At 43.2% G+C, this 2,509-nt stretch carries 3 protein-coding genes; all 3 read left to right on the forward strand.

All coding sequences use genetic code 11. The annotated features are described in order from the left end of the window. Positions 1-672 (forward strand): 3-oxoacid CoA-transferase subunit A, encoded by a 672-nt coding sequence (locus ACK1JC_RS16955; protein WP_409512967.1) that lies wholly within the window; start codon positions 1-3, stop codon positions 670-672. A 24-nt stretch (positions 673-696) separates the two neighbouring features. Continuing rightward, positions 697-1,350, forward strand: a complete 654-nt coding sequence (locus ACK1JC_RS16960; RefSeq protein ID WP_409512968.1) for a 3-oxoacid CoA-transferase subunit B — start codon at positions 697-699, stop codon at positions 1,348-1,350. Positions 1,351-1,513: 163 nt separating this feature from the next. Next, the coding region (pcaF, locus tag ACK1JC_RS16965) for a 3-oxoadipyl-CoA thiolase (RefSeq protein ID WP_409512969.1) at positions 1,514-2,509 on the forward strand (996 nt) is incomplete at its 3' end.

Genomic DNA, 2,509 nt, shown 5'->3' on the forward strand with positions numbered 1-2,509 from the left:
ATGATTGATAAAAGTACCGCTTCATTAACAGAAGCACTTTCCCAAATTAAAGATGGCTCAATCATCATGATTGGCGGTTTTGGTACAGCTGGACAGCCTGCTGAACTGATTGATGGTTTAATTGAGCTTGGCATTAAAGATCTTGTCATTGTTAATAATAACGCAGGCAATGGCGATTATGGCTTGGCTAAACTACTTAAAACGGGTGCTGTACGTAAAATTATTTGTTCTTTCCCTCGTCAATCAGACTCTTATATTTTTGATGAAATTTACCGCGCTGGCAAAATTGAATTAGAACTGGTCCCACAAGGCAACTTGGCGTGTCGTATTCAAGCTGCGGGCATGGGACTTGGTCCAATCTATACCCCAACAGGTTTTGGAACTTTGCTTGCTGAAGGCAAACCAACACTGAATTACGAAGGCAAAGACTTCGTCCTCGAAAATCCAATTAAAGCTGACTTTGCACTCATAAAAGCACACCAAGGCGACCGTTGGGGAAACCTTGTTTATCGTAAATCGGCACGTAACTTTGGTCCAATCATGGCAATGGCGGCTGATGTCACTATCGCACAAGTCTCTGAAATAGTTGAGCTTGGGGCTTTAGATCCTGAGCATATCATCACCGCAGGCATTTTTGTACAGCACGTTGTACAAGTTCAACCTGCACAGTAACTATTGGATTCGGAGATTTAAAAAATGAGCTATACCAAACTAAGCCGTGACCAAATTGCTGAACGTGTTGCACAAGATATTCCTGATGGTGCTTATGTCAACTTAGGTATTGGTTTACCAACCAAGATTTCAAGCTATTTACCAAGTGACAAAGACGTATTTCTTCATTCTGAAAATGGTTTATTAGCCTTTGGCCCACCACCTGCTGAAGAAGATCGTGATCCTGAACTTATTAACGCAGGTAAAGAATTTGTCACTTTACTTGATGGTGGTGCTTATTTCCATCATGGCGATTCATTTGCCATGATGCGCGGTGGTCATTTAGATATTGCCGTTTTAGGTGCATTCCAAGTGGCTGAAAATGGTGACTTAGCGAATTGGCATACAGGTGCACCTGATGCAATTCCCGCGGTGGGCGGTGCGATGGACTTAGCGGTTGGTGCCAAAAAAGTGTTTATTACCACAGATCATGTCACCAAAAAAGGCGAACCTAAAATCGTTGCAACCCTTGATTATCCTGCCACAGGTTTGAAATGTGTCGATCGTATTTACACAGATTTATGTGTGATTGATGTGACGGTGGAAGGCATGAAAGTGATTGAAAAAGTTGAAGGCTTATCTTTTGATGAATTGCAGTCAATGACAGGTGCAAAATTGATTGATGCAACCCAAAAGTAACGCCCCTAACACCTCTTTTTAAAGAGGTCGAAAAGTCCCTCCTTTTTAAAGGAGGGATTTAGGGAGGATTAAACCATTGGTTTTAGTTCCCTTAAATCCCTCCTTGCGCAGTAAGACTGCTCACCCTTTAAAAAAGGGAGGAGCTTTCTTTTAGGATTTAAAAATGAAAAATGCCTATATTATTGATGCCATCCGTACCCCATTTGGTCGATACGCAGGTGGTTTATCCACTTTACGTACCGATGATTTGGGTGCTATTCCACTTAAAGCTTTAATGGAACGCAATCCAAGCGTTGATTGGGAAAAAGTTGATGATGTGATTTACGGCTGTGCCAACCAAGCAGGTGAAGACAATCGCAATGTTGGTCGTATGTCGGCACTCCTTGCAGGTGTACCATACCAAGTGCCTGCAACCACAGTAAATCGTTTATGCGGTTCTTCGCTTGATGCTGTCGCAATGGCAGCACGCGCCATTAAAGCAGGTGAAGCTGATCTCATCATCGCAGGTGGTGTAGAGTCAATGTCACGCGCACCTTTTGTCATGGGTAAATCAGAATCTGCATTTGGTCGTGGTCAAAAGATGGAAGACACCACCATGGGGTGGCGTTTTATCAATCCAAAACTCAAAGAGTTATATGGTGTAGAAACCATGCCACAGACTGCGGAAAACGTGGCTGAGCAATTCAATATTAATCGTGCGGATCAAGACCAGTTTGCGCTTATTAGTCAGCAACGTACTGCTACGGCACAAGCAAATGGTTTCTTCGATAAAGAAATCATTGCAGTGACGATTCCACAGCGTAAAGGCGATCCAATTGTGGTGGCAAAAGATGAACATCCACGTGCCACAACAATTGAAGCCCTGACCAAGTTAAAACCCGTGGTCAAAGTTGAAGGTACTGTGACAGCGGGAAATGCCTCAGGTATTAACGATGGTGCAGCCGCTTTATTGATTGCGTCTGATGAAGCTGTTGAAAAATACAGTTTAAAACCACGTGCCAAAATCATTGGGGCAACCACTGTCGGTGTTGAACCTCGCATTATGGGCTTTGCCCCTGCACCTGCTATCAAAAAGCTACTCAAACAAGCCAATCTAACATTAGAGCAGATGGATGTGATTGAACTAAATGAAGCATTTTCAGCTCAAGCTTTGGCGGTT

The sequence above is a fragment of the Acinetobacter sp. TY2 genome (assembly GCF_046269225.1).
GTDB lineage: Bacteria > Pseudomonadota > Gammaproteobacteria > Pseudomonadales > Moraxellaceae > Acinetobacter.